The sequence below is a fragment of the Actinocorallia sp. A-T 12471 genome, from assembly GCF_033875155.1.
GTDB lineage: Bacteria > Actinomycetota > Actinomycetes > Streptosporangiales > Streptosporangiaceae > Actinocorallia.
Map to the genome: position 1 here is coordinate 96,962 of NZ_JAWZTE010000004.1, position 22,450 is coordinate 119,411.

Annotated in this window: 24 protein-coding genes; 14 read left to right on the top strand and 10 right to left on the bottom strand. The window is 70.9% G+C overall.

What is annotated here, in order from left to right:
• Nucleotides 1-4: 4 nt before the first annotated feature.
• Nucleotides 5-1,555 carry a bifunctional 3-(3-hydroxy-phenyl)propionate/3-hydroxycinnamic acid hydroxylase gene (locus R9X44_RS12775; RefSeq protein ID WP_319814313.1) on the bottom strand — a complete coding sequence of 517 codons (1,551 nt, stop codon included), beginning with the start codon at nucleotides 1,553-1,555 and terminating at the stop codon, nucleotides 5-7.
• A 111-nt stretch (nucleotides 1,556-1,666) separates the two neighbouring features.
• Between R9X44_RS12775 and R9X44_RS12780 the strand changes: the two genes are divergently transcribed.
• Nucleotides 1,667-2,278: a TetR/AcrR family transcriptional regulator gene (locus R9X44_RS12780; protein WP_319814314.1), complete on the top strand. Its 612-nt coding sequence runs from the start codon at nucleotides 1,667-1,669 to the stop codon at nucleotides 2,276-2,278.
• A gap of 18 nt (nucleotides 2,279-2,296) precedes the next feature.
• Here R9X44_RS12780 and R9X44_RS12785 read toward each other — a convergent pair whose 3' ends face one another.
• Nucleotides 2,297-2,899 carry a response regulator transcription factor gene (locus R9X44_RS12785; RefSeq protein WP_319814315.1) on the bottom strand — a complete coding sequence of 201 codons (603 nt, stop codon included), beginning with the start codon at nucleotides 2,897-2,899 and terminating at the stop codon, nucleotides 2,297-2,299.
• A gap of 155 nt (nucleotides 2,900-3,054) precedes the next feature.
• Here R9X44_RS12785 and R9X44_RS12790 point away from each other — a divergent pair, with 155 nt between their 5' ends.
• The 3 genes from R9X44_RS12790 to R9X44_RS12800 are packed head-to-tail and all read left to right on the top strand — an operon-like array spanning nucleotide 3,055 to nucleotide 5,843.
• Entirely contained in the window at nucleotides 3,055-3,933 is an 879-nt protein-coding gene (locus tag R9X44_RS12790) for an ABC transporter ATP-binding protein (RefSeq protein WP_319814316.1), read from the top strand.
• A 20-nt stretch (nucleotides 3,934-3,953) separates the two neighbouring features.
• Entirely contained in the window at nucleotides 3,954-4,673 is a 720-nt protein-coding gene (locus R9X44_RS12795; RefSeq protein ID WP_319814317.1) for an ABC transporter permease, read from the top strand.
• A 57-nt stretch (nucleotides 4,674-4,730) separates the two neighbouring features.
• The gene (locus R9X44_RS12800) at nucleotides 4,731-5,843 is read left to right on the top strand and encodes a sensor histidine kinase (RefSeq protein ID WP_319814318.1); all 1,113 of its coding nucleotides are present in this window, start codon (nucleotides 4,731-4,733) and stop codon (nucleotides 5,841-5,843) included.
• 215 nt (nucleotides 5,844-6,058) lie between these two features.
• Here the strand turns inward: R9X44_RS12800 and R9X44_RS12805 are convergent, their stop codons facing one another.
• A complete protein-coding gene (locus R9X44_RS12805) occupies nucleotides 6,059-6,772 on the bottom strand; it encodes a GntR family transcriptional regulator (RefSeq protein WP_319814319.1) in 714 nt (237 codons plus the stop codon).
• A gap of 114 nt (nucleotides 6,773-6,886) precedes the next feature.
• Here R9X44_RS12805 and R9X44_RS12810 point away from each other — a divergent pair, with 114 nt between their 5' ends.
• The 4 genes from R9X44_RS12810 to R9X44_RS12825 are packed head-to-tail and all read left to right on the top strand — an operon-like array spanning nucleotide 6,887 to nucleotide 10,692.
• On the top strand, nucleotides 6,887-8,173 hold the full coding sequence (locus R9X44_RS12810; RefSeq protein ID WP_319814320.1) for an MFS transporter: 1,287 nt from the start codon (nucleotides 6,887-6,889) through the stop codon (nucleotides 8,171-8,173).
• Entirely contained in the window at nucleotides 8,173-9,534 is a 1,362-nt protein-coding gene (locus R9X44_RS12815; protein ID WP_319814321.1) for an acyclic terpene utilization AtuA family protein, read from the top strand. Before R9X44_RS12810 ends, R9X44_RS12815 begins: the two co-directional genes overlap by 1 nt.
• Before the next feature lie 10 nt (nucleotides 9,535-9,544).
• The gene (locus tag R9X44_RS12820) at nucleotides 9,545-9,865 is read left to right on the top strand and encodes a DUF4387 domain-containing protein (protein WP_319814322.1); all 321 of its coding nucleotides are present in this window, start codon (nucleotides 9,545-9,547) and stop codon (nucleotides 9,863-9,865) included.
• Nucleotides 9,862-10,692 carry a PHB depolymerase family esterase gene (locus R9X44_RS12825; protein WP_319814323.1) on the top strand — a complete coding sequence of 277 codons (831 nt, stop codon included), beginning with the start codon at nucleotides 9,862-9,864 and terminating at the stop codon, nucleotides 10,690-10,692. The genes R9X44_RS12820 and R9X44_RS12825 overlap by 4 nt, the downstream gene beginning before the upstream one ends.
• Nucleotides 10,693-10,703: 11 nt before the next feature.
• On the opposite strand, the gene R9X44_RS12830 is transcribed toward R9X44_RS12825, so the two are convergent.
• From R9X44_RS12830 to R9X44_RS35750, 6 genes are all read right to left on the bottom strand, one after another.
• Nucleotides 10,704-11,711 carry a cation diffusion facilitator family transporter gene (locus R9X44_RS12830; RefSeq protein ID WP_319814324.1) on the bottom strand — a complete coding sequence of 336 codons (1,008 nt, stop codon included), beginning with the start codon at nucleotides 11,709-11,711 and terminating at the stop codon, nucleotides 10,704-10,706.
• A 64-nt stretch (nucleotides 11,712-11,775) separates the two neighbouring features.
• Entirely contained in the window at nucleotides 11,776-12,558 is a 783-nt protein-coding gene (locus tag R9X44_RS12835) for an MBL fold metallo-hydrolase (RefSeq protein ID WP_319814325.1), read from the bottom strand.
• A 47-nt stretch (nucleotides 12,559-12,605) separates the two neighbouring features.
• Nucleotides 12,606-13,745 (bottom strand): hypothetical protein, encoded by a 1,140-nt coding sequence (locus R9X44_RS12840; RefSeq protein WP_319814326.1) that lies wholly within the window; start codon nucleotides 13,743-13,745, stop codon nucleotides 12,606-12,608.
• 126 nt (nucleotides 13,746-13,871) lie between these two features.
• Nucleotides 13,872-14,504: a hypothetical protein gene (locus R9X44_RS12845; RefSeq protein WP_319814327.1), complete on the bottom strand. Its 633-nt coding sequence runs from the start codon at nucleotides 14,502-14,504 to the stop codon at nucleotides 13,872-13,874.
• Between the two features lie 30 nt (nucleotides 14,505-14,534).
• Nucleotides 14,535-14,999, bottom strand: a complete 465-nt coding sequence (locus tag R9X44_RS12850) for a hypothetical protein (RefSeq protein ID WP_319814328.1) — start codon at nucleotides 14,997-14,999, stop codon at nucleotides 14,535-14,537.
• Nucleotides 15,000-15,031: 32 nt separating this feature from the next.
• Nucleotides 15,032-15,541, bottom strand: coding sequence for an ATP-binding protein (locus tag R9X44_RS35750; protein WP_413774942.1), 510 nt, complete (start codon nucleotides 15,539-15,541; stop codon nucleotides 15,032-15,034).
• Between the two features lie 142 nt (nucleotides 15,542-15,683).
• Here R9X44_RS35750 and R9X44_RS12860 point away from each other — a divergent pair, with 142 nt between their 5' ends.
• Both R9X44_RS12860 and R9X44_RS12865 read left to right on the top strand, forming a co-directional pair.
• Nucleotides 15,684-16,808 carry a helix-turn-helix transcriptional regulator gene (locus tag R9X44_RS12860; protein ID WP_319814330.1) on the top strand — a complete coding sequence of 375 codons (1,125 nt, stop codon included), beginning with the start codon at nucleotides 15,684-15,686 and terminating at the stop codon, nucleotides 16,806-16,808.
• A 250-nt stretch (nucleotides 16,809-17,058) separates the two neighbouring features.
• The gene (locus R9X44_RS12865; RefSeq protein ID WP_319814331.1) at nucleotides 17,059-18,234 is read left to right on the top strand and encodes a molybdopterin molybdotransferase MoeA; all 1,176 of its coding nucleotides are present in this window, start codon (nucleotides 17,059-17,061) and stop codon (nucleotides 18,232-18,234) included.
• A 22-nt stretch (nucleotides 18,235-18,256) separates the two neighbouring features.
• On the opposite strand, the gene R9X44_RS12870 is transcribed toward R9X44_RS12865, so the two are convergent.
• Nucleotides 18,257-18,562: a hypothetical protein gene (locus tag R9X44_RS12870; protein ID WP_319814332.1), complete on the bottom strand. Its 306-nt coding sequence runs from the start codon at nucleotides 18,560-18,562 to the stop codon at nucleotides 18,257-18,259.
• A gap of 1 nt (nucleotide 18,563) precedes the next feature.
• Between R9X44_RS12870 and R9X44_RS12875 the strand changes: the two genes are divergently transcribed.
• The 4 genes from R9X44_RS12875 (at nucleotide 18,564) to R9X44_RS12890 (ending at nucleotide 22,439) form a co-directional block, all read left to right on the top strand.
• Nucleotides 18,564-18,935: a hypothetical protein gene (locus tag R9X44_RS12875; protein WP_319814333.1), complete on the top strand. Its 372-nt coding sequence runs from the start codon at nucleotides 18,564-18,566 to the stop codon at nucleotides 18,933-18,935.
• A gap of 217 nt (nucleotides 18,936-19,152) precedes the next feature.
• Nucleotides 19,153-19,794, top strand: coding sequence for a hypothetical protein (locus R9X44_RS12880; protein ID WP_319814334.1), 642 nt, complete (start codon nucleotides 19,153-19,155; stop codon nucleotides 19,792-19,794).
• A gap of 219 nt (nucleotides 19,795-20,013) precedes the next feature.
• Complete coding sequence (locus tag R9X44_RS12885; RefSeq protein WP_319814335.1) at nucleotides 20,014-20,814, top strand: ABC transporter permease; 801 nt, start codon at nucleotides 20,014-20,016, stop codon at nucleotides 20,812-20,814.
• The gene (locus R9X44_RS12890; protein WP_319814336.1) at nucleotides 20,811-22,439 is read left to right on the top strand and encodes an ABC transporter ATP-binding protein; all 1,629 of its coding nucleotides are present in this window, start codon (nucleotides 20,811-20,813) and stop codon (nucleotides 22,437-22,439) included. Before R9X44_RS12885 ends, R9X44_RS12890 begins: the two co-directional genes overlap by 4 nt.
• The last annotated feature ends 11 nt before the right edge of the window (nucleotides 22,440-22,450 follow it).

A 22,450-nucleotide genomic window follows, 5' to 3' on the forward strand; every position in this document is an offset into this window, starting at 1 on the left:
TGTTTCAGGCGGGGACGGACAGGCCGGTCGGGTCGGCCGCGACCACGAACCGGTCGGGCCGCAGCACCACGACGCGGGTGCGGGCGGCCCGCATCCAGGGGGCGAGGACCCCGAGGTGGTCGATGACGTCGGCGTCGTCGCGGGGCGGCGCGCCGAGGGAGCGCAGGGTCAGGAACCGCGCGCCGAGCGCCGCCCAGGCCGTCTGGTCGGCGGCGGACATGACGGCGCGCGGATCGGCGTCGAGCCCGAGGACGGCGAACCCGTCGCCGAGCGCGTCGTCGAGCGGGACCCTGCTTCCGGTGGCCAGGGCGACCCGCGGCTGGGGGATCATCTTCCCGACGAGCCCGCGGCGGCCCGCGCCGGTGAGGAAGCCCCGCTTCACCGACGGCAGCGGCTTGAACTTGAACTCGCCGACGAACTTGTTGAGGCCGGGGACGTACTTCACCAGCGGCAGCAGGGTGTTGCGCAGGGCGATCACCGCGGGTTTGCGCGACTCGATCATCACGCCCATCCCGAGCGCGAGCTTGGTCATCTCCGCGACGTGCGGGCCGCGCTCCACCTCGTAGGTGTCGAGCACCGACTCCGGCAGCGTGCCGCGCACGACGTGCGCGAGCTTCCACGCGAGATTGTGCGCGTCGCGGATGCCCGACTGCATGCCCTGGCCGGCCCACGGCGGCATCATGTGCGCGGCGTCGCCCGCGAGCAGCACACGCCCCTCGCGCCAGCGCGCGGCCCGGCGGGTGTGGTGCAGGTAGAACGCGTGGTGCAGGATCTCGACATGGTCGGGGGTCACCCCGTAGGGGCGCAGCAGCTCCCACAGGTGGGCGGGGTCGGCGAACTTCTCGCGCGGCTCGTCGGCCCGGATCGGCAGCTCCCACCTGTGGTGGTCGAGGGCGAGGGGGATGTCGACGGCGGGCCGCGCCGGGTCCGACCAGAACGTCAGCAGGTCGCGTTCCGGCCACCAGCGCTTGACCTTGGCGTCGATGATGACCCACTGCTGCGGGTCGGTGCTGCCCTCGAGGGGGATGCCGAGCCGCTCGCGGACGCCGCTCGCGCCGCCGTCGCACGCGATGACGTACTTCGCGCGGACCGTGCTCGTCGCGCCGGTCTCGACGTCGGCGGCGGTGAGCGTGACGCCGTCCGCGTCCTGTTCCAGGGAACGGAACTCCTGGCCGAAGCGGATGTCCACGACGTCGCCGAAGCGGTCGGCGCCCGCGCGCAACGTCTTCTCCAGCGCGGGCTGGAAGATCATCGAGGAGGCGGGCTGGCCGTATCTGCCGTCGCCGGTGTCGCAGGTGCGCAGCAGCTCACGGCCCGCGTAGGTCTTCCAGCGCAGCACCGCCTTGGGGTCCATGTTCGCCCGCAGTTCCGCGTCGAGGCCGACGGTCTGGAACAGGCGGAGCGTGAAGTCGTCGACAGTGACCGCGCGGGCCCGGGGGAAGACGTCGTGATCACGTTCGAGGATCACCGTGCGGATGCCGTACTGGCCGAGGAAGTTGGCGGCGGTCACTCCGGAGGGGCCGTAGCCGACGACGGCGACGTCATAGGTGTTCATGGGGTGGTTCCTTCGCAGACGCCAAGTTCTGTACTGAACACTCCAGACAGAAGTGTGTGATGCAGGCTACTCGAACGCGCTCGGAAGTCAACCCCGGTAAACTTCGGGATCATGAGTGGAGCCGGGACGAACAAACGCCTCGCGCAGGGCAGGCGGTCCCGCGGCGAGATCCTTGACGTGGCGTCCAAGCTGATGGCCGAGCGCGGCTTCGCGGCGACGTCCATCGCCGACATCGCGCGCGAATCAGGACTGCCGAACAGCTCGATCTACTGGCATTTCGGGTCGAAGTCGGGCATCCTCGCCGCGGTCATGGAACGCGGCGCGGAACGGTTCTTCGCCGACGCGCAGCCCGCCGTGATCTCCGGCCCGCCGCCCGAGGCGCTGCGTTCGGCGCTCCGGCAGGTCAGCGACACCTTCCCCGAGCACCGCGAGTTCCTGCGGCTGTTCATCCTGCTGCTGCTCAGCGGCGACGACGAGTCACGCGAGACTGTCGCGCGGGTGCGCACGCGCGGCCGCACGAGCCTGCGCGCGATCATCGAGACGGCCTTCCAGCCCGAGGGCGCGGCGCGGGCCGCGCGCATCGCCGAGCACCTCGCCGATTACGCCCTCGCCGTCTTCGACGGCGCGTTCCTCGCCACCCAGGACAGCCCGACCATCTCGCACTACGCCCTCATGGACCAGATGGCGGGCTCGATCGTCGCGCTCGCCGCCGACGTCGCCTGACCCCGGGTCCCGCGCGGGTCAGAGCCAGTCGTGTTCGCGGGCGTAGCGGGCGGCGGCGTGGCGGGTGCGGGTCTGGGTCTTGGACATGGCGTTGGACAGGTAGTTGCGGACCGTGCCTTCGGCGAGGTGGAGGCGGGCGGCGGTCTCGGCGACGGAGTAGCCGTCGCGGGTGGCGCGCAGGACGTCGAGTTCGCGGTCGGTGAGGGGGTTGTCGTCGATGACGGCGAGGGCCGAGACGTCGGGGTCGATCCAGCGGCGGCCCGCGTGGAGGGTCTGGATGACCTCGGTGATGTGGGCGGGTTCGGCGGATTTGCTGACGAAGCCCTGGACGCCGAGGCGCAGCGCCTTGCGCAGGACGCCGGGGCGGGCGTGCCTGGTGAGCATGAGGATCACCTGGTCCGGGAGGTCGCGGCGGATGCGCGCGACGGCGGCGAGGCCGTCGGTGCCCGGCATCTCAAGGTCGATCACGAGCACGTCCGGGCGGTGCGCGAGGGTCTCCCGGACCGCGGCTTCGCCGTCCTCGGCCTCGGCGAGCACCGTGACGTCGCCTTCGAGGGGCAGGAGGGCGGCGAGCGCCTTGCGGAGCAGGGCCTCGTCGTCGGCGAGCACCACGGTGGTCATTCGGGCCCCCTCCCGCGCCGGTCGTCCCCAGTATTCTCGGCGTTCCCCCTGCCCGCCAGTGACGTGGTGTCATGGGTTGCCCGCGGATATGTCATGCCGTGTCGATGACGTGACGGCACTGCCCGGCGACGCCGTCAGCGGGTGGAATCGACGGCATGGCACACGTGATCGAAGTCGACGGCCTCAACGTCGTCTACGGCGGCTTCCACGCCGTCCGGGACCTGTCGTTCCAGGTGCGGCGCGGCGAGCTGTACGCGCTGCTCGGGACGAACGGGGCGGGCAAGACCTCGGCCCTTGAGGTGGTCGAGGGCCACCGCGCGCCCGCGTCCGGGACCGTCCGGATCTTCGGACGCGACCCGCGCGACCGGCGCGCGGTCCGGCCCCGGATGGGGATCATGCTCCAGGAAAGCGGCTTCTCCCCGGATATGACGGTCAAGGAGACAGTCCACCTCATCGGCCGCCTCTCCGGACGGACGGATGCCCCCGAGCGCGTCATCGACGTCGTCGGCCTCACGCGCAAGGCCGGGACGCGGGTCGCCCAACTGTCCGGCGGCGAGAAGCGCCGTCTCGACTTCGCCACCGCCGCCTACGGCACCCCCGACCTGCTGATCCTCGACGAGCCCACGACCGGCCTCGACATCAGCTCCCGCGACGCCCTCTGGCAGACCGTCGACCGCCTCCGCGAGGACGGCGCGACGATCGTCCTCACCACCCACTACCTCGAAGAGGCACAGGAACGCGCCGACCGCATCGGCCTCATGCACCAAGGCGCGCTCCAGCGGGAGGGCACCGTCGCCGAGCTGACCCGGGCCCTGCCCGCCGAGATCCGCTTCCGCCTCCCCGTCCCCTCCCCCGCCCCGCCTCCCCCCGCGACCCCCGACGGCGACGGCTCCTTCCGCATCGAGACCTTCGACCTCCCGCACGACCTCTACGCCCTGCTCAGCTGGGCGCGGGACGCGGGCGTCGAGCCGCGCGACCTCGAGGCGGGCCCGACAGGGCTCGACGACGTCTTCCGCGCCCTCGCCGACCGCTAGCCACAGGAAAGGCACGGAACATGCTGACCATCGCCCGGAGCGAGTTCGCCCAGATCCTCCGCAACCGGCTCGTCCTGATCACCGGCTTCCTGCTGCCGACGGCGTCGGCGGCCTTCCTCATCCGTCAGCGCGAACTGTTCGCCGACGTCGGCGGCCTCGGCTACATCGCGACTGTCCTCGTGTTCACCGTCGGTGCGCTCGGCCTGTACTCCTCGGCCGTGACGACCCTGGCGTCCCGCAGGCAGACCCTGTTCCTGAAGCGGCTGCGCTCCACGGCCGCGAGCGACGCGGGAATCCTGACAGGTCTGCTGCTCCCGATCGCGGCGGTAGCGCTGATCCAGATCAGTGCGCTGCTCGCAGTCCTAGCAGTGGTAGCAACGGTTCCGGCTTCTTTTCCGCTGCTCGTGATAGCGGTGCTCGGCGTGCTCAGCATGATGCTCGGCCTCGGTCTGGCGACGGCCGGGCTCACCAACTCCCCCGAACACGCCCAGATCACCACATTGCCGGTCGTGCTCGGCACGATCGCGGTGTCCATCTGGGTGGGGATCACCGGCACCGATGACCTCACCGCCGTCAAGCTGCTGCTGCCCGGCGGGGCCGCCGCCGACCTGGCCGCCCGCGCCTGGAACGGCGGGACCGCGCTCCCGGACGCGCTGCTCCTGCTCGCGCCGACGCTCGGGTGGATCGCGGTCGCCGTCACGCTCGCGTTCCGGCTCTTCCGCTGGGAGCCACGGCGCTGACCGGCGCGGGGATTACCGGCCGCGAATACGGACACGAGCTCAACCGAGGGGGCGGAGATGACATCCCAGTACGGCGAGGGGCGGACCGAGGAGACGCAGCGCGATCTGCGCCGGCTCAACCGGGGCATCGTGTCCGGCTCGATCGCCGCGGTCGGCGCGCTGCTCGCGGCGTCCGAGGCCGACGACTGGCGCGAAGGGCTGCTGCTCGGCGGGAGCCTCGTGGTCACGCTTCTCGTCGTCAACCGGTGGAACGCGGGACGTTACTCGCGGCTCGACCTCGTCGGCCTGCTCGTCACCGGGGCCGCGTGGGTGGTCGGCGTGCTCGCGGCGAGCACCCCGACCACGACCTATGGCTTCGCGATCATGGCGACGATCGCCTACTTCGAGCTGAAGGGCCACCGGAAGGCCCTCGTCGCGGGGATCGCGGCGTTCACCGGCGCGGTGATCGCGGTGCGGCTCATGGTGTCGGACGAGAGCGCGATCGAGGTCCTCGTCCGGTATGTCGTGGTCTCCCTGTGCGTCGCGGTGGGTGGCGTGGTGCTCATGGTGCTCGCCTACGCGATCCACGACCTGGTCGGGGAGCTGGAGAAGGCGCGGGAGCGCGAGGCCGAGGTTGCCGTCATGCGCGAGCGGGTGCGCTTCGCCGGGGACCTGCACGACATCCAGGGCCACACCCTGCACGTGGTGAAGCTCAAGGTCGTCCTCGCCAGACGGCTGCTGCGCGCCGACGTCGCCCGCGCCGAGGCCGAGCTCGACGAGGTCAACGCGCTCGTCGGCGCGACCATCGCGCAGACCAGGGACCTCGCGCACGCCCAGCGGCGGCTCAACCTGTCGGCCGAACTGGAGAACGCCAAGAACCTCTTCGAGGCGGCGGGCATCCGCGTCGAGGTCACCCGCGAGGGCGAGGTCGCGCCCCGCGCGAGCGAACCACTCGGCCAGGTCCTCCGCGAGACGACGACCAACATCCTCCGCCACGCCGACGCCACCCACGTCTGGATCACGCTCACCGAAACCGGCATCTCCGTCACCAACGACGGCGTCCGCACCGACCACACACCCGCCCTCAGCGGCCTCGCCACCCTCCGCGACCGCCTCACCCCCCAGGGCGGCACCCTCACCACAACCCAGCAGAACGGCGTCTTCTCCACCACCGCCACCTTCCCCCACTGACCGCCCCGACAACGCGGAGCGCTCCTCCCGACCCCGGCCCCGGCGACGCGACGCGTTCCTCCCGGCCTGGCCCGGCGATGCCGCATGATCGCGCGGCAGCGCGGAGCGCTCGCCTCGGCGGCGCGACGTGGCGCGGCGCGCTCCCCAACCCCGGCCACGACGGCGCGGCGCTGCTCCCGGCCCGGTCTCGGCGGTGCTTCGGGTAGTGGGTGGGGTCAGGGGTTGGGGTGGCGGAGGTCTAGGAGGGCTTGGGCGGTGTGGGCCGTGGCGATGCGTTCGGCTTCGGGGGCGTCGCCCGCGCGCAGCGCGCGGACCAGGGCGCGGTGGCCGGTGTAGCGGTCGGCGGCGAAGTCGGGGTCGGCCTCGGCGGCGCGGGTGGTCAGCTCGCGCTGTTCGCCGGGGCTGAACGACCGGGTCTGGGCGAGCAGCCGGACCAGGACGGGGTTGCGGGCTGCGGCGTTGACCCCGTCGTTGAAGCGGGCGAGCACGTCAAGGATGCGCTCGACATACCGGGTGACGGGCTCGCCCTCCTGTCTGCGCCGCTGGATGAGGATCACCAGGTCGTCGGCCTCGTCGAGGAGCGCGTCGAGCGCGTCGAGGTCGGCGGCGGTCGCGTGCCGCGCGGCGAACCGCGCGGCCAGGCCGCGCAACGCGGCCTCCACCTCGGCGAGTTCACGCACCGAGTCGGGGTAGAGCCGCGCGACGACGAGGGTCCGGGGGCCGAGCCGCTCGATCAGGCCGTCCAGTTCGAGCCTGCGGATAGCCTCCCTGACCGGCGTCGCGCTGACGCCCATCAGTTCGGCGAGCCCGCGTTCGGTGACCTTGACGCCGGGGGCGAGCTCACCGCTGCCGATGAGCCCGCGCACCGCGTGGTAGGTCCGCTCGGCGAGGGTCGAGGCGGTCTGGGCCTCGCTTGGGGTGGTCGACACAAGATCTCACCCTACGACATGCCACCGGAAGGAGTTTTTGCAACCCTTGCCGATTTTGCTATAGCAAAGTACGGTGATGCCGCTCACCCCACCCCACACCCCTCAGGAGTCCACATGCCGAAGGAGCAACGGCACGGACAGGAGCGCACCGGCCCGCACGGCGCCCGGATCGTGTTCCTCGTCGCGCTCGCCGTCTTCGCCCAGGAATCGGCCTGGAACTTCTTCGACGCCCAGGTCCCGCCCCTGCTCAAGGAGCACATCGCCAGCGCCGCGCTGATCGGGCTGATCATGGGCATGGACAACTTCCTCGGCCTGTTCATCCAGCCGTGGATCGGCAACCTGTCCGACCGCACCCGCACCCGGCGCGGCCGCCGGATGCCGTTCCTGCTCGTCGGGATGCCCCTCGCCGCCCTGCTGTTCGTGCTCATCCCGCACGCGCCGACGCTGCCGCTGCTGATCTCCGCGGTCTTCTGCTTCGCGCTCGTCGGCAACACCTTCAAGCCGGTGGCCGAGGCGCTGATGCCCGACTACATCTCACCCGGCCGGCGCAGCGAGGCGAGCGCCGTCGTCAAGATCGCCATCGGGCTGACGGTGATCGTCTCGGCGCTCATCAGCGTGTTCATCGTCGACGACCACCCCGCGCTCGCCTTCGCCGTCCCCGCGGCGCTGATGCTCGCCTCGACCGTCGTGCTCGGCCTGACCGTCCGCGACAGCGAGTCGCCCGGCTACACGGCCGCCCTCGCCGCCGACGCGGCACGCGCCGAGACCGAACGGCACCCGACCGTCGTGGAGACGGTCCGCGACATCTTCGCCGACCGCGACCGCAGCAGGGTCCTGCTCATCGTGATCATCTTCCTGTTCGCCGGGGCCTGGGCCGCCTCGCGGGCGCACATCACCGCCTACGGCATGGAGACCCTCGGCCTGACCCGCGGCGAGGCGGGCGGCCTCACCCTGCCGGCCGGGCTCGTCTTCCTCGCCGCCGCCTACCCCGTCGCGCTGCTGGCCAGACGGCACGGCCACGTCAGGGTGATCACCGGCGGGATGGCGCTGTTCGTCGTCTCGATGGTCGTCGGCACCTTCGCGGGCGACGCGACGCTGACCATGGTCGCGATGTCCGTCGGCGCGATCGGATACGCCGGATTCGCCGTCAACGCGGTCGTCCTGCTGTGGAGCCTCGCGCCGTCCGACGGGCTCGTCGGCACCTACGCCGGGATCTACACGATCGGCGCGAGCGCCGGCGCGTTCCTCGGCCCCGCGATCGTCGGCGCGATGGTCGACGTCACCGGCTGGGACCTCATGCTCCTCGACGTCGGGCTGCTCGCCTCGCTCGCCGTCGTGGCCGCGCTCGGCCTCACCGCCCACCAGCGCCGCCACACCCCCGTCCTCAAGGAAGGAATCTGATGGAACTCCGCCTCCTCGCGCCCACCGGCGCACTCGGCGCGGGATTCGACACGGCAGGCTTCGACCGAGGGGAGGCCCTGCGCCCGCACGTGATCGCGTGCGACGCGGGCTCCACCGACAGCGGCCCGTCCGCGCTCGGCTCGGGCCGCCCCAAGCTCTCCGACGCCGCGGTCATCCGTGACCTGCGGCACCTGCTGCGCGCCCGCGCCGCGCTCGGCGTCCCGCTGGTGATCGGCTCGGCGGGGACGAGCGGGCGCGACGACGCCGTCGACCACCTCGCCGCGCTGGTCCGCAAGCTGTGCCGGGCCGACGGGCAGCGCGTCAGGCTCGGGCTCGCGTACGCCGACCAGCCCGCCGAGCGGCTCACCCGGCTGTGGGACGAAGGCCGCATCCGGGCGCTCCCGCACGCCCCGGCCGTCACCCGGGAGACCTTCTCCAGCAGCCACGTCGTCGGGATGATGGGCGTCGAGCCCCTCGGGGAACTGCTCGAGGACGGCTGCGACGTGATCGTCGCCGGACGCGCCAGCGACACCGCCCTGTTCGCCGCGCTCCCCCACCTGCGCGGCGCGGACCCGGGGCTGACCTGGCACGCCGCCAAGACGATCGAGTGCGGCGCGGCCTGCGCGGTGCCGCCGTCGGCGAACGGGCTGCTCGCGACAGTGCGCGACGACCACTTCGACGTGACTGTCCTGCACCCCGGGGCCCGGCTGACCGCGCGTTCCGTCGCGGCGCACACGCTTTATGAGAACGCCGACCCGTTCCGGGTGATCGAGCCGTCGGGGGTGCTGGACACCACCGACGCGTCGTATGAGTCGGTGGACGAGCAGACCGTCCGGGTCCGGGGGGCTCGGTTCGAGCGCGCGGCCGAGTACACCGTCAAGCTCGAGGGGGCGCGGCTCGCGGGCTACCAGACGGTGATCGTGGGCGGGGTGCGCGACAGGGTCGTCATCCGGCGGCTGCCCGAGCTGATCGAGCTGGCCCAGGGGTACTTCGCCGCCAAGATCCACGACGTGTTCGACGGCCGGGTCGACCCCGCCGACGTCGACATCGACTTCCGGCTCTACGGCGCGGGCGCGGTCCTCGGCGCGCACGAACCCGACAAGCTCGACCCCGACGAACTCGGCGTCCTGATCACCGTCACCGCGCCCGCCCAGGAGACCGCGCGCGCCGTCGCCACGTTCGTCGCGCACGCCGCCTCGCACCTGCCGATGCCGGAGTACGACGGGCTCGTCACCACGATCGCCTACCCGTTCTCCCCTCCGGAGACCGACCGGGGACCCGTCTACGAGTTCACGCTGAACCACGTCGCCACCGGGATCACGCCCACCGAGCTGTTCCGTTCGTCCGTCGAGAACGTCTGAGAGGCAGACCATGGCAACCCTTCTCGACTACTGCGCGCTCGTGCGCTCCAAGAACGCCGGGCCGTTCACGCTGACGTTCGACTTCATGGCCAAGGACGAGTTCACCTTCGCCGCGCTGTGCGCGACGGGGGCGCTCCATCCCGGACTGTTCGCGTCACTGTTCCATGTGGCCGAAGGGGACGTCGCCGTCACGGCGGTGCCCGCGGCGTTGGCGATCAAGGTGTCGCTGCCGCGTCCCGTGGTCCAGGGGGCGCGCGGGGACTCCGACACATACGCCGGGCAGCAGTACGGGCCGCTGATGGCGCTGACCCTTCCGGAGCTGGAACGATGACCTCACTGCCGCCCCTGCTGCCCGCGTCGGCGATCCCGCTCGACCATCCCGGACGCGCCTTCGTCACCGGCCGGACGCCGTCCTTCGCCTGCCGCGCCGACCAGCGCTTCTCGTACACGCTGCAGATCCCGTCCGGGTACCGCGACGACGGGCCGCCGATGCCGCTGCTCGTCCTCATGCACGGCACCCGGCGGCGCACCGACGCGCCGCTCGACCACCTCACCGGCTTCGCCGAGGAGAACGGCTGGGCCGTCCTCGCGCCGCTGTTCCCCGCGGGCATCGGCGACCCGGACGACCTGCACAACTACAAGTTCATCGACTACGCGGGGACGCGGTTCGACCATGTGCTGTTCGCGATCCTCGACGACGTCGCCGAGCGGTGGAACATCGACGTCGCACGGTTCGCGCTGCACGGTTTCTCCGGTGGCGGGCAGTTCGCGCACCGGTTCCTGTTCCTGCATCCGTCGCGGCTTTCGGCCGTGTCGATCGGGGCGCCGGGGCGGGTCACGCTGCCTGACCCGTCAGTCGGGTGGTGGCGTGGGGTGGGCGACCTGCCCGGCCGGTTCGGCGTCGACTGGGCGCCCGAGCTCGTCGCGCGGGTGCCCACCCAGCTCGTCATCGGCTCCGACGACGACGGATCGGCCGAGCTTGCCATCGTTGAATCCGACGGTAACGGCAGCACAAGACACGACCGCATCAACGCCCTCGCCCGCGCGCTGGACGACCTCGGCGGGAAACCCTTTGTTGACGTCGTCCCCGGCGTCGCCCACGAGGGGCTGAAGGTGCTGCCCGCCGTCCGGGCGTTCCTTGCGGGCCTGCCGCGCTGAGCCGCGCTCGCTTACGCGCCGCCCGCGTCGTCCCAGGGGTCGAGGCCCCGGCGACGGCGCTGGGCGGCCCCCGGCGTCGGGTCGAGATAGACCCGTCTGATCTGCGGGAACCGCTCGCGCAGCCGGGCCTCGGCCCGCTCGCACGCCCATTCGATCTGCGCGGCGGTCGCCACATCGCTGAAGTCGACCTTCGCGGCGGCCAGCGCCTCGTCCGGGCCCTGCATCAGCGTGGTGAGCTCGAGGACGTCCTGGATCTCCTCGACCGCGAGCAGCTCCGCCCGGACGGCGTCGCGCACGGAGACGGGCAGCGGGCGTCCGATCAGGAGCTCGACGTTGGACCTGCCGAGCACCCACGCGACGTACACGAGCAGCACGCCGATGAGGAGCGAGGCGACCCCGTCGAACACCGGCGAACCCGTCACATGGGAGAGGGCGAGGCCGACGGCGGCGAGCACGAGGCCGACCAGCGCCGCCGAGTCCTCCATCACCACTGCCTTCACCGTCGTGTCGGCCGTGTGCCGCAGGTAGTGCCGCAGCGTCGTCCGGGCCCTCCGCGCCTCCCCGCGCATCTGCCGGACCCCGGTCCGCAGGCTGAACCCCTCCAACAGGAACGCGACCGCCAACACCACATAGGAAAGCGTCGGATCGCCCAGTTCCTCCCTCACCGCCAGCGTGTGCACCCCGTCATAGACCGCGAAGACCGCGCCGCCCACGAACGTCGCCACCGACGCGAGCAGCGCCCACACATACCGGGCCGCCCCGTACCCGAGCGGATGCCCCTCGTCCGCCGGTTTCGCGCTCCGCCGCAACGCCGTCAACAGCATCAGTTCGGTGACCGTGTCCGCGACCGAATGCGCGGCCTCCGACAGCATCGCGCTCGACCCGCTGACGACCCCCGCGACGCCCTTGGCCACCGCGATCCCCAGATTCGCGGCCACCGCCACCAGAACCGTGACGACCGACTCCTGCTGCCCCTCCCGCCGCCCCTCCGACCCAACATGCTCAGTTCCACCGCCCATGCTCCCGAGTATGCCCGCCTTCCGCCCCGACGTCCCGGGGCCATACCGAAAGCGCGACGCGCCGTCAGCCCCCCTGCCGCGCGGCCTGGAGGAGACCGGGGTCGTGGGCGCAGACGACGAGGAGATCCGGGTCGCCCCTGCGGTGCAGCTCGGCGAGGCGGGCCTGGTTCGTCTTCAGCAGGCCGTAGTCGAAGTTCACCAGGCGGTCCTGGACCTTCAGGACCGTGGGCACGCGCGATCCGGTCAGCGTCCCCGGGTGGTAGAAGGCGTCACCGGCGTGCAGAATCCAGCGGTCCCCCGCGTCGACGGCCACGGCGGCATGGCCGCGGGTGTGGCCCGGCAGGGCGACGAGCGCGATGCCCGCCGAGATCTCGGTGAGCTCCTTGGCCGCCGCGAACCCGCGCCACGCCTCACCGTCCGGCGTGTGCTCGACGAGCCGTGGCCCGTGCGCCCACTGGCGGCTGTTGTAGCGCACCCGCTCCCGGAAGGACGGCGCGTGGACGGCCCCGCGCGCCTCGGCCGCCGTCACATGCACCAGCGCCTCGGGAAAGTCCGCGAGCCCGCCGATGTGGTCGAGGTCGAAATGCGTGGCGACGATGTGCCGCACGTCCGACCGCGCGAACCCCAGCCGCTCGATCTGCCGCGCCGCGGTCTCCTCGGCCGCCAGCACCGGCCGGATCACATGCCGGAACGCCCCGAGCCGCCCCCTCGGATCCGCGATGTCCGCCAGCCCGAACCCCGTGTCCACGAGCACAAGCCCGGCATCGGTCTCCACGACCATCACATGACACACCAACGGCGAGCCGGGCACCCGCATACTCCCGCAGTTCAGATGGTGCACTTTCACAGCGATTCCTCCGGTCAAGGTCGATACGAGTCAGACGTGCGGCGCGGTCAGGGATCGAGCCGCCAGATGGCCGCTTTGGCGGGGCTCTCCTCAGGATCGGGAGGGTCGGACAGCCGGATGCTCCCGACCCCGATCATGCTCCGCGTTCCGGGAATCCTCGCCAGCGCGTAAAGGAAGCCGGGCCCTTCGGGCGCGGTGAGCGCGGGAAGTCCCTGCCATACCCCGTCCGCGGTCACATGCCAGGTGACCGTCTTGTACGAGGCGTTCTCCACAACGGGTTGATCGAGCTGCCGACCCGCCAGCCAAAGGCCGCCCTTGCCGTCAGTGGCGGCCCGCTGGGGTATCCAGTTACGGGGGACGGGCAGGCGCTTCCAGGTATCGCCGTCACGACGGAGCAGGAGACCGGTCTCGACCGTCTCACTCTCCTTCGCCTCGGCGCTCAGGTACCCGAACACCCACGTGCGCGTCCGCGACGCCGGCACGACACCTCCCCAGGACACGTCGGCGCACGGATACCGCCCACCCGCGCAACTCGTGTGCGCGGGCACCGCCTTGCCGAGCTTCTGCCGCTTCCACCTGCCCTTGACGTACCGGTAGACACCTCCATCCAGCGCGACCGACCACACATCGTTGGCCGACGACCCACCGAGCCACCAGACCCTCTCGTTCCGCGTCCTCGCCCACTTCCGTCCGTCGAACCGCCAGACGAACGACTCCCCCGAGTCGCGTTCGACGGCCATGAGACCGCGCTTGCCGACCAACGTCACATCTTCCAGACCCAACGCCTTGGTCTTTTTCGCCACCGTCCAGTGTGCGCCGTCCCAGTGCAGGACTGCGGCGTCACCCCTGACCTCCTGATCCCCGCTGACCGTCGCCCAGACGTCGTCCGACGACCGGGCCACCGCGCGGTTGACCCCGCCTTTCAGGCCCTTCGGCAGGGGCACCTTGGTCCACCTCACCCCGTCCCAGTGGTAGGCGACCGGTATCCGCACCTCAAAATCCCGCGCCCAACTCCGGAACACCCACACATCATCCGACGCCACCACAAGCACGGCGTCCGCCCCGTCCCACGTCCGCGCCCCGAACGTCCGCTCCAGCCGCCACCCCGACGGCGTCGGCGTCGGCGTCGCCGCCGCCCCCGAAGCACCCAAGAGCGTCAGGACCACAACAACCGCACCAACCCGCACAAGCCCTCCTCCGTCCGCCCGCCCCGCAAATCCCTCCGATTCTCGTACACATCGGCACCGCCACCGACCACCCCGTCCAGACCCCGTTCACCCGAAAGACGGGGAAGCCGGATAGGCGCCTGATCCTTATGCACCTGTGGTGATGAGCATGCTGCCGAGTCCGATGACGTCGTATTTCTCCAACGTCACGTGAACCTGGGCCGCCCGCAGCCAGCGGACGCGCGGGTCGTCGTGGGCGACGCTGGTGGCACTGGCCACCAGACCGGCGGGGGTCGGCCGGTAAAGCATCCCCGAGAACGCGGCCGGTGCGACGCGGCGCGGCCGCAGCACGACATGACCGTCACGCAGATGCGGACACAACCGCGCCGACCGCTCCACACACCCCGGACACACGGGCGGATGCGCCGTCATGACAGGCGCAGGCCACGGCCCTTCAGCACTCTCATACTCCTTCCGCGACAGCATCCACAGCGCGCTTCTCCCACAGCGCCTCCCGCACACCTGGCACAGCAACCCCCGCATCGCACGCCGCTGCCGCAGAAAGTGCACGTTCGCGAACTGCGGCACCCCCACCCCCGGACTGAACCCCACCCGCGTCCACAACACCCCCGCCGCATCACGATCCCCCGCCCTCTCATCGACATAACCAATCCCCTTACCACGCACCACCACCGCGACCGGCAAGGTCTCCTCCGACGACCACACCGTGATGTACGGCACAACCCCCCACCGAGCCAAATTCACCACAGAAACAGACATACACACACACCTTCCTTATTCGATCTGACCTCAGGTACCGTTATCGTCCGACGAAAGATGGGTATCGAGAAGGAATTCGAGCTTCGACACCGCATTTCCGACGATGACGTCGACCGACCCCTTGAGCATTCCGCGCCCAATGAGCGCCTCCCGCATGGCCTCCTGAATCAGCCCAAAAGCAACATCGCGCGGAATCAGGTTCCCCGGGAAAAGATCCCTAGCCGTTCCCCGGGAAAAGCCGATCCTTCCCATGGCGTGAAGACGCCGGACGATCTCGATCTTCACCAACTGATTGGATTGGATCACTTCGGCGCGTATAGCGTCGATATCGGCGGCGCACACAACGATCCTGTTGGTGCTCCCCTTGTGGTGCCGGATCAGCCCGTGATGACACCAATCGCGAAGACTCTGCGCGCCGACGCCCAAAGTCTTTGCGGCGGGACGAATGAAGTAGAAGCCGTCATCCATCCAATCCGGGCCGACGTCATCTTTCATCCGAATCCTTTCTGCAGGGGGCAGATTTGTGCCTAGCGGGAGTGGGATGATCCCTTGAAAACCGCGTAGACCCATTTGCCGGTTTTTGTCTTTTCCACGCCGTGGTCCATCGCGAGGGACATCACCAGCGGCAATCCCCAGCCGCCGAACTCGTGATCTTGCGGAAGCGCGTCGATGTCCGCCAGGGAAAATTCTGAGGGTTGTGCGACCGGCATGTGCGGGTCGGCGTCCCATACCCCCACCCAAAGCGTGCCTTCGGCGGGGTTGAAGAAGGCACGGAAAGTGATATGCCGGTCCGGAGTGGCCGCACAGGCATTCGCGACCAATTCGACTGCGCAAAGCATGGCGTCGTCGGCCACGGCCGCGCTGAGACGCCACCGGGGTGTGCGCAAGCGCAACAGGCTCCGCACGGTCGCGGCTACGTCGGGCGCGGCAAGGGTCGTGAGGGTGACCTCGCACTCGGAACGGGTAAGCGGAAGACCGCAACTACCGGTTGCGGCTCTTTGCGGCTCTTGTACTCTCTGGGCGTATTTGGGTGCCATTGGGCCCGCCTTGGTGATCTCTGGAGGGATGCGCGGCGATCGAGACTGATCCTGATGGCCGACCAAGGGGGACGGAACTGCGCGTCTCCTCTGAGGAAATAGGCGCTAGGCATCGGGCATCCTCCGGGGTTAGTCTCGCCTCATGGAAGCTCAGACCCTTCCCGACGCGCTCAAAATGATCATGAAGGAAGAAGGATGGAGCCAGGCGCGCCTAGCGAGAGAGATGGGAGTGCTGACCACGTGGGTGTCCAGAGTGGTCAAGGGGCAGCGCGACACTTCAGTCGGCAATGCCATCGCGCTCTTGGGACGGGTGGGCTACGAAGTGGCCATAAGACGCAAAACGGAAGGGGCTGAGGTGAAGCGACGCGGATTCCTCGCCGGCATGGCGAGCGTGACTCTTGTGCCCAGCGCGAACGGCAATCCTTACCGCGACTCCGAATACGTGGGCCTACTCTCCGAGAGAGTCCGGGGGTCCTTGCACGGGTCAGGCGGCATCACTGCTCTCCAGGATGCGGCCAAACATCTGCGCCGTGTGCAAAGCATCGTTACCGACAGCAAAGACACCCGGCTTCTCACGGCCGCATCGTCACTCGCCCGAGAGGTCGCGCTTGTTCATTATGATGCCCGGAATTTCCCACTCGCGCAGCAAGCGGGCCAGTTGTCCGCCTCTTACGCGCAGGCGGCCGGGGATCACGGTGGGCGCGTTACCGCTCTTTGCGTTCTCGCAACGGTCCACGGGTACCAGGGTGATGGGAGACGAAACGAGCACTACGCGCGCCAGGCGCTGACGGTTCCGGAGATCTCTCCCGCTCAAGAAGCGGATGCTTGGATGAATCTTGGTGGCGGTCTTGGCCTGCTCAATGAGAAGCGGCACGCCTCTATCGCTCTGGACAGAGCGCGGGAGATCGTCGCGGATCTTCCTGACTCGCAGCATGCGAGTTTGACCGCCAACGTCGGTCTCCTGCTCTACAAACAGGGCAGTTGGAAAGCCGCGCAAGACGCGCTCGGAGAGGCTGTCAAGGGAGTCTCTTCCGAGTCCCCCTGGCTTGGGGCATATATCATGGCGCGCCGAGTCCAAGCCGCCCTCAACGCGTCTCAGCCCCTCCTGGCCGCGGAACTCATGATGCCGCTCGCTCGTGTCGCTCCACTAGTCTCGTCGGCGCGCTTGGACGAACGCCTGTCCGAGATCTCGAAGCTTTCGCTTCCTTGGAAGGATGTTCCCGAAGTCAAGACCATGCGGGAGCAACTCCGAGTCTTGCAGACCTAGTGCAAGCCAGAGGAGGGCGGGGAAGCCGCAGAGGGAAGCCAACGCCCGCCGTCTCCCCCGCCTTCTGCTTGATCTGCTGTGAATCCGCTCGGGCATCAGCACAGGTCAGGTGCTGTCCGGCTGTCTCTCCCAACCTCCAAACGACTAGTCCTTGACTCCGGGGTGGGGGCGGCTCACGGGGGTGGGGGTGCTGGGGTGAGGGCGTTGATGTGTGGGGGAAATGTGGGGGTGGGACGGTGTGGGTATGGGCATGACTGTCGAACCGGGGACGCGGCGGGATGTGGTGTGGGGGCGGGCGCGGGAGTTGGCGCATGCGGCGGCCGACCCCCTGGCTGTGGAGGTTCTTGAGCTTGGGCGGGCGGCGGGGCGGGGGCTTGCGGCGGATCTCGTCTGTGCGACGGCGCTGCCCGCGTTCGACACCGCGGCGATGGACGGGTTCGCCGTCTCCGGGTCAGGTCCGTGGGTCGTCAGCGGGTGTGCGCGGCCGGGTCTTCCCTGGGCCGGTGCGCGGCTTGAGTCGGGGTGCGCGGTGGAGATTTCGACCGGGTCGGTCGTTCCGCCGGGGGCGGGGGCGGTGCTTCCGGTCGAGGCGGCCGTGCTCGTCGGAGGCCGGGTGACGGGTCCCGCGCTTCCCGAGGGAAAGCACATCCGTCGCGCGGGTGAGGACGCGTCGGCGGGCGCGTGCCTGGCTCCCGCAGGAACGCCGGTCGGGCCCGCGCTCCTCGGCCTCGCCGCGGCGTGCGGGTACGACGCGCTCCCGGTGCGCCGGCTGCCGAGGGTGCGTGCGGTCGTCACCGGCGACGAGCTCGTCGGGCACGGCATGCCGGGGCCCGGCCGAATCCGCGACGCCCTTAGCCCGCTGCTCCCGTCCCTGATCGAGAACCTGGGCGGCGGGCTTGACGAACTCGTCCACGTCCCCGACCGCCCCGAGAACGCGCTCGCCGACGCCCTGTCCGCGCGCGCTGACGTGTTCGTCGTGACCGGGTCGACCTCGGTCGGCGTCACGGACGGCCTCCGCCGCCTCCTCACCGCACGCGACGCCCACTGGATCGTCGACGCGGTGGCCTGCCGCCCCGGACACCCGCAGCTCCTGGCCCGCCTGCCCGACGGCGCCCACGTCGTCGGCCTCCCGGGCAACCCCTTCGCCGCGCTGGTCGCCGCGCACACCCTGCTCGGCCCGCTCCTCGCCGGCCTCTCCGGCCGCCCCCTCCCGCGCCTGCCTTACGCCCCGCTGTCGACCCCGGTACCGGTCCCCGCGGGCCGCACACGCCTCGTCCCCGTCGTCTGGGACGGGCCCGCGGTCCGGCCGCTGGGCGGAGACCGTCCGGCCTTCCTCAACGGCGCAGCCCTCGCCGACGCCCTCGCCGCGATCCCTCCCGGAACCGCCCCGCACCACCCGATCCCCCTGCTCCCGCTCCACGAATAAACCGCGCCGCCAACCCGAGGGCTCAGGGGGAGGACGCCGCTTCGGTCGGGGCCAGGCGGGCGGCGCGGAGTGCCGGATAGAGGCCCGCCAGCGCGCCGATGACGAGCGTGGAGGCCAGCGCGCCGGAGACCGCCTCGGTCTCGGTCAGGGTCCGTCGCTCGATCGGCGCGGTGGCGGGCGGGCCGGTCGGCGCGGCGGCCGCGTCGGTGCCGGTGTCGGCGAAGTCCTGGCCCTCGTCACGCATGCACTGGGCGAACACGACCATCTTGGCCTTGGTCGCGGCGTCGGGGTTGCTGAGCTTCTCCAGCTCACTGTTCTGCTGCGGCATCTTGTCGCGGCACGCCTCGAGCGCCTCCCGCATCCGCGCCTGCGAGCCTGGCCGCCCCGGCGTCGAGCCGCGCCAGCGACGACGCCACGACGAGGAGGGCCTCGCCCCGCTCGGGACCGACCACCCGCACGCGCCAGGAGGCGCCGTCGGCACCGGAGACCGTGAACGGCCCCTTCCCGACGTGCGTTCGCAGCGCGGCGAGGCCGGGGAGGTTCGGCCCCGGGTCTGGGGCCGGGGGGAGAACCTGCTCGACGCCGTCGGCGGTGGCCGCGAGGAGCCGGAGTTCGTCGGAGTCGAGTTCGGGGAACGCCTCACCGAGCCTGCTGAAGAGCAGGCGGATCGTCGCGAGGTCGTCCAGCGAGATCGACCTTGAGCGGTCGGCCGGCGTCGCGTAAGAAAAACAACCGGAACATCACTTCCCCCTCCCGCAGCCGCCGCGCCACCTCAAAGCCCCCCACCCCCCGGATCGGGCACAGCTTCCGGCGAGTGTGCCCGACGGGACGCGATTTGCCGAAAAGGCGCGATTCGACGTCGCCCGGCTGGTTCACTGGCACCCGCGTGCGTGAGGAGCATTCGCGTAGGGAGCCGGAATGTCATTCGTCTCGTCGATCTTGATTCCTCTCCTGACCGTGGCGGCCACGTTGGGAAGTGGCTGGTTCGTCACGACCCGGGTCACCGACCATTGGGACAGCGTCAAGAAGGCCCGCGAGATGGACCTCGCGGCGGCTCAGGAATTCCAGCAGCTTTACGGCGAGTTCGTCGCGGTCTGGAAACTCTGGAACATCCTGAAGGGGCGTGACGGCCACAAGCTGCGCGACCAGGCCGAGGATCCCGTCTGGAAGTGTCTGGAGCGGGCCGTCTCGACCGAGGGAGCCGTCGAGGCGCTGCTCGCCAAACTCGTCGCGGAGCGCCGCCTCGATCCCGTGCAGATCGAGATACTCGGCGCCGTCCGTCAAGCGTTCAAGACGCTGCGGCGGTGTATTTCCGCCGATGAACGGCTCGGATGGGACTACGACTCCCATCCCCACTACGTCAGCTTCAAGATCCTCACCACCGAGACCTCGGTGTTGTTGAACACGCCGCGTGGGACCGGGCCGGGGCCCACGTCCGCCGAGGCCGCGCGCGCCTTTCGGTCGATCACCGAGAACCGTCATGAGCCACGACCGCTCGGGACCAACCCGTGGTACGAAGCGCCGGGCAGGCTCAAACTCCGGTCGGCGGGAGAAGGCTGACGCGGTGTCGGGCGAGGTCGCCGGGGGCGCGGAGCGGTTGCGGATCGGGCTGAACTAGCCGTCACGGGGGGACGAACCCGGGTCTTCTGGGAGCGGCCCCCGAAAGTTTGAGTTGACGTGTCACCCCGATGCGCCACATCATTGCGGCAACACCGTCTCCCCCAAACCGAGGGCGGAGCCCGGCGAGATTCCCCACTTTTCCTATCGGATTGGATTGCTATGCCCCCGCGCCTCCGGCCGGGACCGGCGCTGGCGCTGGTCTGGCTGACGCTCGTCGGGGCCGCGGCGCTGCTCCCGTCCTGGTTCACCGCGCTCGACCCGCTCGCGGTGGCCCCGGCGGAACGGCTGAGCGGCCCGTCCCCCGCCCACCCGCTCGGCACCGACCAGCTCGGCAGGGACCTGTTCGCCAGGGTCGTGCACGGCGCGGGGGCCTCGCTCACCGCCGCGGCGCTCGCGACGCTCGTCGGGCTCGTCGCGGGCGGCGTCTTCGGCCTGCTCGCCGGATTCCTGCGCGGCCCCGCCGACGCCCTGATCATGCGGCTGATGGACATGCTGCTGTCGATCCCCGGCCTGCTGCTGTCCCTCGCGCTGATCGCGGTGCTCGGTCCCGGCACCCGCAACGTCGCCGTCGCGGTCGGCGTCACCGGGATCGCCGCCTTCGCGCGGATCACCCGCGCCGAGGTGCTGCGGGTCCGCGAGGAGCCCTTCGTGGAGGCCGCGCGGGCGGGCGGCGCACGGCTGCCCAGGGTGCTGCTGCGACATGTGCTGCCCAACTCGCTCGGCCCGGTCCGCGCCCTGGCCGCGCTCGACTTCGCGGGCGCGATCCTCGCCGTCTCCGCGCTCAGCTTCCTCGGCTACGGCGTCCAGCCGCCCCACCCCGAGTGGGGCGCGCTGGTCTCCGAGGGCAGGGACGCGCTGCGCACGGCCTGGTGGCTCACCACGTTCCCCGGCCTCGCGGTCGTCGTGACGGTCGTCGCCGCCAACCGGGTCTCCCGCGCGCTGGAAGGCGGCCTCCGATGAACCAGCCCCTGCTCCGGATCGACGACCTGACCGTGCGGTACCGGCGCGCGGCCGCCGACGCCGTCCACGGGGTCGGCCTGACGGTGGGGCGCGGCGAGACCGTCGCGCTGGTCGGCGAGTCGGGGTCCGGCAAGTCGACGACCGCGCACGCCGTCCTCGGCCTGCTGCCCCCCGACGCAAGGGTGACCGGCGGCCGGATCAGCTTCGACGGCCACGACATCACCGGCGAACGACGGCTCGGCGCGCTGCGCGGACGGCGCATCGGGTTCGTGCCGCAGGACCCGGCGACCTCGCTCAACCCGGTGCACCGGATCGGCGCGCAGGTCGCCGAGGCCCTGACCGCGCACGGCTTGCTCGGCAAGCGTCCGAGCCGGGCCGCCGCCCGCGACGCCGCCGTCGAGCTGCTGGCCCGCGCGGGCGTCCCCGATCCCGGGCGGCGGGCCGCGCAGTACCCGCACGAGCTGTCCGGGGGGCTGCGCCAGCGCGTCCTCATCGCGATCGCGATCGCCGCGGGGCCCGACCTGCTCATCGCCGACGAGCCGACCAGCGCGCTCGACGTCATCGTGCAGCGCCGGATCCTCGACCATCTCGCCGACCTTGGCGCGCGGACCGGCACCGGGCTGCTGCTGGTCACCCACGATCTCGGGGTCGCCGTCGAGCGGGCCGACCGGATCGTCGTCATGGCGGGGGGCCGCGTCGTGGAGGAGGGGCCCGCGCGCCGGATCGTCGCCGCGCCGCGGCACCCGAGGACCCGGGAACTCGTCGCCGCGGCACCCGGCCTCGACGGGCCCCGCGCCCGCGTCGCCCGGCGCGAGAGCGCGGAGGAACACGCCCGGCTCGACGGCCTCACCAAGGACTTCCGGCTTCATCGCGGCGGCACGCTGCGCGCGGTCGACGGCGTCGACCTCACCCTGGCGCGCGGCGAGACCGTCGCGCTGGTCGGCGAGTCGGGGTCGGGCAAGTCGACGGTCGCGCGGATGCTGCTGCGGCTCACCGAGCCGACCGCCGGACGTGTGTTCTTCGAGGGCAGGGACGTCACCGCCCTGCGCGGCGGCGAACTGCGCACGCTACGCAGAGATATCCAGGTCGTCTACCAGAACCCCTACGCCTCGCTGAACCCGCGCATGACCGTCGCGCGGATCATCGCCGACCCGCTCGTGTCGTTCGGGATCGGCGACCGGGCGACGCGCCGCGCCCGCGTCGGCGAGCTCGCCGAACTCGTCGCGCTGCCGGCCGAGCTGCTGCGGCGCAGGCCCGCCGAGCTGTCGGGCGGGCAGCGGCAGCGCGTCGCGATCGCCCGCGCGCTCGCGCCGGGCCCCGGCCTGCTGGTGTGCGACGAGCCCGTGTCGGCGCTCGACGCGACGGTCCAGGCCCAGATCCTCGACCTGCTCGCCGACCTCAAGGCGCGGCTCGGCCTCACCTGCCTTTTCATCTCGCACGACCTCGCCGTCGTGCGGCGCGTCGCCGACCGGATCGGGGTGATGCGGCACGGACGGCTTGTCGAACTCGGCGACGCCGACGCCGTGCTGAGCCGTCCCGCGCACCCCTACACCGCCGAGCTGCTCGCCGCGGTGCCCGGACGCGACGCGCGTCACCGAGCCCTTCCCTCCACGCGGCAACCCTAAGAATCAGGAGA